This is a genomic window from Oscillatoria sp. HE19RPO, from assembly GCF_024220515.1.
GTDB lineage: Bacteria > Cyanobacteriota > Cyanobacteriia > Cyanobacteriales > Laspinemataceae > Laspinema.
On the sequence record NZ_JAMXOT010000339.1, the window covers coordinates 1 to 7,210 of the forward strand.

A 7,210-nucleotide genomic window follows, 5' to 3' on the forward strand; every position below is an offset into this window, starting at 1 on the left:
TGCAAGAGGAGAGACAAGATAATAATGCAGGGTTCTTGCGGAATCTGGCGCAGCAGGTGGGTGCGTTTTTGGCGCGGCGGGTGACTGGTGGAAATCAGCAAGCGGCATTAGGACAATTTTGGCTGCAACTGCTGCAAGCGCGAATGCAGGACGACACAACAGTAGTGGACCGCCGCCTACGATGAAGCGGCAGGAATTCGGCGGCGGTTGGGGTTAGACAAAGACCTCTCCAGAACCCTGACTAACCTAGGCAATGCCCGCCTCACCCAAGCCCAGATGGGCATGGAACCGGGGGCTAATCTGGAGAGGGCGATCGCCCTCCCCAATTGAAGCATTTTTCTAGCGACAATCGCTGATCCCCCATCACTCCCAACCCTTTTCCCATCCAACACAATGTAGAACGCCAAAACGAAAATAACTATTTTCGCTGCCCCTGCCTCCGCTTAACGCCAAACCCATAAACGTATAAATCAGCCACAGCATAGTCATAACGCTTATTATTCTTTCTTTCAGCTATCAAACCAATTTGCTGCAATCTTTTTAAGAAATTCTCAAAAGACAAATGATTAACAGTATCCCGCCATAACGCCTCTAACTCTTGATCGTTAAACAAAGAACTTAATTCATTCATACGCTCAAAAAATGCTAAAAATTCTGGATATTCATTTTTGATCGCATTACACCGCTCGTGAGAAGCAGCCTCCAAACCCTCAGTTAAAGACTTCCAACCTAATAAACGATTACTCGGCACATTTTTGGTTTGTGCATCTAATTCTACCTTTCTAGCCTCATTCAGTAAAATATTTAAAGAACGCGGATAGGTATTGTTACTGGCATCGGTTAACCGGGAATAAACCCATTGAGACACATAAGCGTTTTTGCCCTTTTCAACCCTCAACCCCCATAACGGCCCTAATGCTTGACGCAAAGCATCTTCACTGGCTTCATCAATCTTATTATCCGGCAGAGGCAAAACACGGTTAGAAAGCATTTTGAAATCGATAGACCCCCCAATTGCTAAACGATAGGCTAAACGCAAAAAATCGATTTTTCCCCACTGCAATAGCAAAGTACGTGCTTCACCAAAATGACTTTTATTGGTGAAAATCAAATTACTCCAGATATCCTCTCGCAAAAATACCTTAAAACGAATATGATATAAGCCTTGATTATTGAGATCGTAAATCAGACGCATCAACCCGCCCAAGGCCGCTTGTTGCCAAGAACTATTTTCTTGAATATCCTGATCTAAATCATCATAAAGTAACCAGATTTTTTGTGCAACTTCACTCAATGACTGATTATGATAACTCAAAGCATCTCGGCAACAGGAATTTAAAGCGTCATCCGTGACAAATTCAACCAGTTTATGCGTATGTTTCGCTTCCCAAATATTGTACTGATCTAGGAAAAAGTTGTTTTTTAATCGAGATAGCAAGCCTTTAAATTTAGCCTGCTTCAATATTTCAATGAATTGCGGATCTGAACGATAAATCCGAATCACAGCATAAGCCCGCCATAACGATAACCAATCTTTTTGATGCTCATCAAGCTTTTGGTGAATTTGAGCAAAAACATCACCCGTGGGTCTAAATTGGTCACTATTGCCGTGGCCTGACAATATGATTATATTTTCTAGCCTACCCCGTGCATACTTTTCAGCATTTTCACGATGCTGAGTAAATAAGGTGTAGAGCGTTGACTTACCTGTGCCTTTCCGCCCCCGAATCACCCAAACAGCATCGTCCAAGCAACGCTCAAAATCAATTGTCTTTTGAAAAATTCTATCAAAATCATTATCTAAAATACTGGCAGCATCACGTTCTGGAAAAGATAAAGCTCTTACTAAACTTAAACGGTTAGATGCACTAATTATTGCATCAGCTTCTAATACACTACTTTTTTCTAGTAAATAATTGGCAATGGGAGCGTAGTAGGGCAAAGCAGTCTCAACCGGAAACTGAGTAACACCCGCGATATTAGGATGATAAGGAATTTGGATCAGTTCTTTTTGTTGATCATTCGTTAATTCTAAAGAATGTTTGATATTTTCAACTAACTTAGCGCCAATGATACCTTCAGGAACAGGGGATAATACCAATTTGACATCAGCATGAGTCAGCTCATTTAAAGTGTTTTTAACAAAACGAACACCTTCAGCATTTTGTTCACTAGGATATAAGACGATAAAAATATCATCTGCCAGCCCTAACAACGTGAAACCGCCCCATTCATTGAGTCCTGTTCGTGCATCAATCAGCATGATATCGGGTTGAAACTGCTCCCAAAGTTCCTGCTCAAACTGCAACCATGGATCATCAGACTTATTAAAAAGGTGCGTAGTCGTCAACAGTGATAATCGTTGCACATATCTTCGCCCAATATTTCCCGCAGGTACAACAAACAAAGGACGTTTAGAATGTGGATCGGTGACGCTGTAGATAATTCCCTCGTCGCCCCCTAACTCAATTTGAGGTTGATAAACTTCATTTAAAAAACAAGTTTGGCGTTCCCATAAATAATCAACCAAACCTACTTTTAAAGTAGCTTCTTGACGAGGGAGTAAAGCATGTAAACCCGGTGCTTCAACATCCATATCAATAATAACAACTCGCTTGCCAGAACGCATTAATTGAAAAGCAGTTTGGATTAATGCCGTCGTTCTACCGACCCCCCCTTTGTAGGAATAAAATACGACACGCTTGATCCGATGATTCTCTTTTTCAGAAAAGGTTTTGCCCGATGTTAACATATCCACAGCTTTTTGCCATGATGTCGGAATATCATTGCTTGTATCTGATAGAGTTATGCCTTGCTCGATTGCTTCATCAGGGGTGTATAACTCAATGATGCCAACGGATAAATCAGCTTTTTGAATTAAGGGTTCAACTTCCTGTAATCGCTCGGCTCTACTCTTCCCATTAAACTGTTCTGCAATAACGTTTAACAAAACAAGACCACCATCTCCAACATCTAGGTGAAAATTATTGGAGAATTTATGCTTCAGTTCTTCGCGCAGTTTTGAAGGATTCATCGAATTCTCACCTCATTCTTTTCTAGCCAACCATAAACATAATCAAAGCTTTTTTTCCACTCATCCCGCTGAACGGATGATGCCTGAGCTACATAACGTAAACCGATATAATTAACATAGGTTTCACCAAGAGGGTAAATCAGACAGTTTAGGTGCTTTAGAAGTTGCTGATCTGATTTTGCCGATTGGTATAATTCTGGCATATGACGTAGGGCTGTAGTGAGGCTATGTTCTGGATTATTGATTGGCTGATTAAACATAGAGTCTTTCTTTCTGCGACTTTTTTCATCCCATTCACTGATGCTATGATAAGAAGCGAGCAATGACTTTAAACGACACTCAATACTAATACCACCCAAATGCAATGCCGCTATATTGTGGTCTTTTAGCTTCAGTAGAGCCTAAGCATCTTTTTTTCTTGCTAAACATACACCAGCAAAATCTTCCATAACCAACTCAGATATTACCCATTTAAAAGGCCACAAACTTTATAAGTAAGAGGGACTAATCATTTGTCAAATGCCGTAAAGCTGTTAACTCCTCAAGCCCTTGACTACCATAGGTTACACAGGTTAACCTATTTTACATTTAATTCAGCCTACCTACTTACTCAATTTATTTTACCACTTTCGATAATAATTAGCCTCGACCGTAGCACTTCCTGCATGAACCCATCAACCAACCTGGATCCCCGCTCTGCCTCATTGTCAAGGAACCCCAATGGCAACTAGCCCTCCCCGTTGAACTAGAACCCCACTTTTTAGCCGCCGTTGCCCACCCTGTCCAGCAGTCCCCACAGCGCAAGCGCAGGGGAAATCTGTCGCCCAACTCCTCTGACAACGGGGCATCCGCGATCGCCTCTTACTTCCCCCCCATCCCCTGATGCTTGTCCTAATAGCCAGTGCCATCTGTTCCTTGGGGGCTTGGTGGATTGCCGAACAACTGATTCAAAAGCGGCGATCGCAGCCCAATGAACGGGAGTAAGAAACCCGGTTTCTGAGGTTTGGGTAGGGGGTAAAATTGGGGTGCTATTCCCTACCCGGTGCGCGGCGAGTGTTGGGTCAAATCAACCGGACTTAGGTGCAATCTTTGCCGCCATTGAGGGCGATCGCTCTCAAGAATAGTCAAAAATCGTTAGATTTCAATTAATCCCATGTCTTTACTCCATCCCAAGATTTGTATCGCCTTTCAACTCCACATCTTCATAAATCAACTCCAAAGCACACCGAAAATCCAGACTGGTTAATTCTAATTGGCAAGCCGCTAAATCCTCTTCATTTTCAGGATAAGGCGTTAACTCCCACTTGCCCGCCGCATTTTTTGTATAACGATCAATTCTGATCTGAGTGGCATCAATTAATACATATTCCTCAAGGGTGGGAATTTTGCGATAAAACTGAAACTTCTGGCCATAATCAAATGCCCCTGTACTGGGTGAAAGCACTTCAACAATTAGCCGAGGATAATGAATCGCTTCAATGGCCCGGCGATCGCGCTCATCACAACTCACCACCACATCCGGATAAAAATACGGCCCCTGCTCAGAAACCTTAACCTTCGCATCCGACATTCTCACCTTGCAACCCTTCTCCCGCAAAAAAGGCCGCAGTAAACTCGTTAAATTTACCGCAATATCATTATGGGGTAACGTCGATCCGGCCATCGCGTAAACCTCGCCATCAATATACTCATGCTTAATCGGTTGCTCTGCCTCCCAAGCCAGATACTCCGCCACCGTCATTCCAGAAGATTTAACGTTTGCAATCATGATTCATCTCCATGAACAGCAATTGATCTATCATAATCTTAATTCTACAGTACGGTCTGTGATAGGAAATCAACAGCCCAACGAAAAACCCCTGGGGGGGGAACCCACTTGAAGAAGCAACACCGGCGGGGGTTCAAACGATTGGCGGCCTTGTAGGGGCGCTTCGCGAAGCGCCCCTACGTCGTCTAAAAACCGACTGCAAGTCTTATACGGTGGTGTTTTCAGTCGGTTTCAACCGACGTAGGGGCGCTTCGCGAAGCGCCACTACAGGCGGGGGATTGATCCCCCGCCGGTTGTTGCTGTTAGGCGGGGGTTAAAACCATCGCCGGTTGCTTCTTCAGGACCGATCGCGTTAAAGCGGTGGTTTTAACGATTGGCGGCCCGGTGTCACTTAGGAACCGATCGCGCTAAAGTAAGCAATTAAAGTTCAAGAGATTGCTCAAATGTGGTCCCGGAAACGGTTTGATATTGATTATAGTGATTTAATCTATGGCTTGGGTGCAGCATTGACCGTGGGAAATTCCCAGGGTCAGGGGTTGCAAAAAGAGTTGGAGGACTGGTGGATTTCCGACTTGACCGGGGAGGCAGTCGCCTGTTTGTCGGTACGTTCTGGGTGGGATTTGCTGTTGCAGGGGTTGCAATTGCCTCCCGGGAGTGAAGTGGCGATGAGTGCCCTGACGATTCCCGATATGGTGTCGATTGTTCGTCATCATGGGTTGGTCCCGGTCCCGATTGATTTGGACCCCAGGACGATGGCACCGGATCCGGCGAGTTTGGACCGGGCGATCGGTCCCAGAACTCGGGTGATTATTATCGCCCATTTGTTTGGGGGTCGGGTGGATTTAGAACCGATTTTAGCAGCGCGCGATCGCGTTGGGGCGATTTTGGTGGAAGACTGTGCTCAGGCATTCACTCCCGGATTTCGGGGTCATCCCGATGCCGATGTGAGTTGTTTTAGTTTTGGCAGTATCAAGTTTGCCACGGCCCTGGGTGGGGCGTTATTGCGGGTGCGTGACCCCCAACTCGCGGACTGTCTCCGGCAGATCCAATCGACTTATCCAGTCCAGGATTCGGGGAACTACACCCTCCGATTGCTGAAATATTTGGGTCTGAAAACCCTCTCTAGTCGCGCTGGATTTACGGCGTTGATTTGGGGATGTCGGCAGTTGGGAATTGATTACGATCGCCTGCTGAATCAGTCGGTGAAGGGGTTTCCCAAGGATGAACTGATCTGGCGTCTGCGTCATCAACCTTGTGCGCCTCTGTTAGCATTACTCCGTCGGCGCTTGCAAGGTTATAGTGAGAAACGTTTAGCGGAACAAACTCACCGGGGTCAGCGCCTGATTCAGTTGTTGGGGGAGTATTGTCCCCAGATTCGGGTGCCCGGTGTTGCTGCTATGCCTAATCTGCACTGGGTTGTCCCGATTTTGGCTGAGGACCCGGAAATTGCGATCGCCACCCTTGCCAATGCAGGGTTTGACTCGACTCAGGGGAATAGTATGACGGTAGTGGAGTCCCCGGAAACTGACCCGGAATGGGAACCGCGAAATACTCGTGAGATGTTCGAGCATTTGCTCTATCTCCCTTGCTATCCGGCAATGGATGATACAACACTGGTCTCTATGGCACAGGGGTTACGGCCCATTTCTTCTCCCTCTGTGTCACTGTTTTTGAGGATGGGTTCGCCGTAATCGGTACTCTATCCTGGACTGTTCAATTCTATCCCTCTTGTTGATATGGACCCCAAAAAGCCGTCTGTTATCCGCTCTTTTTTCAGTTTATCCTTGTTTGTGTTTCTGGCGATCGCCGTGGGACTGTTAACGGCTAATTTTGTTTTTGCTTTAATAGAAAAGCTGGGATAATTGTTTCTGAATCCAGGGATAATTAATCTCAGATTGACTTGAAATTACCTGATCGGGAGTTTAAACGATGGCGGATCTTATTTCGGAGCAAGTGAGCGATCGCATTTGCAAGCACATGAACGAAGACCATGCCGATTCTGTGCTGCTGTATGCTCAAATGTTTGGCGAGGTTCCTGATGCAACCTCGGCAACCCTAGTGGCGATCGACCCCTTGGGGATGAATCTCACGGCCCAAGTCGGGGAGGAATCTCTGCCAGTTCGGGTAACTTTTGACCATGCACTGGCCGATTCTGAAGATGCACACCAGACTTTAATTGCAATGGTGAAACAGGCAAGGCAAGCCAAAACTGCATAACCGCAAAGGGGTGATTTACGAATCACCCCGACAACATCCTCCGGTCCCCTCCACCCATATAAAACTCCGAGATGTTTGGGAACTGCGCATCTTTAGAGCGCAGAGGAAAAACGAACGAGCGGTTTTAACCGCCTATCCCTTGCCTATCCCTTAGTGCTACAATGTAGTCATTAACGTTTTTAGCGTTTCAT

Annotated in this window: 7 protein-coding genes and 1 pseudogene; 5 read left to right on the forward strand and 3 right to left on the reverse strand. The window is 45.6% G+C overall.

Annotated features, from left to right (window positions below; translation table 11 throughout):
- Positions 1 to 185: pseudogene (locus tag NG833_RS25835) on the forward strand (hypothetical protein); the annotation flags it as partial.
- A 22-nt stretch (positions 186 to 207) separates the two neighbouring features.
- Positions 208 to 330, forward strand: coding sequence for a hypothetical protein (locus NG833_RS30625; protein WP_256556160.1), 123 nt, complete (start codon positions 208 to 210; stop codon positions 328 to 330).
- Between the two features lie 88 nt (positions 331 to 418).
- Here NG833_RS30625 and NG833_RS25840 read toward each other — a convergent pair whose 3' ends face one another.
- The 3 genes from NG833_RS25840 to NG833_RS25850 form a co-directional block, all read right to left on the reverse strand.
- Positions 419 to 3,034, reverse strand: a complete 2,616-nt coding sequence (locus tag NG833_RS25840; protein WP_254568146.1) for a P-loop ATPase, Sll1717 family — start codon at positions 3,032 to 3,034, stop codon at positions 419 to 421.
- The gene (locus NG833_RS25845; protein WP_254568147.1) at positions 3,031 to 3,294 is read right to left on the reverse strand and encodes a hypothetical protein; all 264 of its coding nucleotides are present in this window, start codon (positions 3,292 to 3,294) and stop codon (positions 3,031 to 3,033) included. Before NG833_RS25845 ends, NG833_RS25840 begins: the two co-directional genes overlap by 4 nt.
- An 899-nt stretch (positions 3,295 to 4,193) precedes the next feature.
- On the reverse strand, positions 4,194 to 4,802 hold the full coding sequence (locus tag NG833_RS25850; protein ID WP_254568148.1) for a Uma2 family endonuclease: 609 nt from the start codon (positions 4,800 to 4,802) through the stop codon (positions 4,194 to 4,196).
- Between the two features lie 443 nt (positions 4,803 to 5,245).
- Between NG833_RS25850 and NG833_RS25855 the strand changes: the two genes are divergently transcribed.
- From NG833_RS25855 to NG833_RS25860, 3 genes are all read left to right on the forward strand, one after another.
- The gene (locus NG833_RS25855) at positions 5,246 to 6,493 is read left to right on the forward strand and encodes a DegT/DnrJ/EryC1/StrS family aminotransferase (protein ID WP_254568149.1); all 1,248 of its coding nucleotides are present in this window, start codon (positions 5,246 to 5,248) and stop codon (positions 6,491 to 6,493) included.
- Positions 6,494 to 6,538: 45 nt separating this feature from the next.
- Positions 6,539 to 6,664: a hypothetical protein gene (locus tag NG833_RS30630; RefSeq protein ID WP_256556161.1), complete on the forward strand. Its 126-nt coding sequence runs from the start codon at positions 6,539 to 6,541 to the stop codon at positions 6,662 to 6,664.
- Positions 6,665 to 6,731: 67 nt separating this feature from the next.
- Positions 6,732 to 7,019 (forward strand): DUF2470 domain-containing protein, encoded by a 288-nt coding sequence (locus NG833_RS25860; RefSeq protein ID WP_254568150.1) that lies wholly within the window; start codon positions 6,732 to 6,734, stop codon positions 7,017 to 7,019.
- Positions 7,020 to 7,210: the final 191 nt, after the last annotated feature.

Excerpts from the sequence above, each read along its gene's own strand:
- NG833_RS25840 (WP_254568146.1), bottom strand. The coding sequence starts at position 3,034 with ATGAATCCTTCAAAACTGCGCGAAGAACTGAAGCATAAATTCTCCAAT.
- NG833_RS25845 (WP_254568147.1), bottom strand. The coding sequence starts at position 3,294 with ATGTTTAATCAGCCAATCAATAATCCAGAACATAGCCTCACTACAGCC.
- NG833_RS25850 (WP_254568148.1), bottom strand. The coding sequence starts at position 4,802 with ATGATTGCAAACGTTAAATCTTCTGGAATGACGGTGGCGGAGTATCTG.
- NG833_RS25855 (WP_254568149.1), top strand. The coding sequence starts at position 5,246 with ATGTGGTCCCGGAAACGGTTTGATATTGATTATAGTGATTTAATCTAT.
- NG833_RS30630 (WP_256556161.1), top strand. The coding sequence starts at position 6,539 with ATGGACCCCAAAAAGCCGTCTGTTATCCGCTCTTTTTTCAGTTTATCC.
- NG833_RS25860 (WP_254568150.1), top strand. The coding sequence starts at position 6,732 with ATGGCGGATCTTATTTCGGAGCAAGTGAGCGATCGCATTTGCAAGCAC.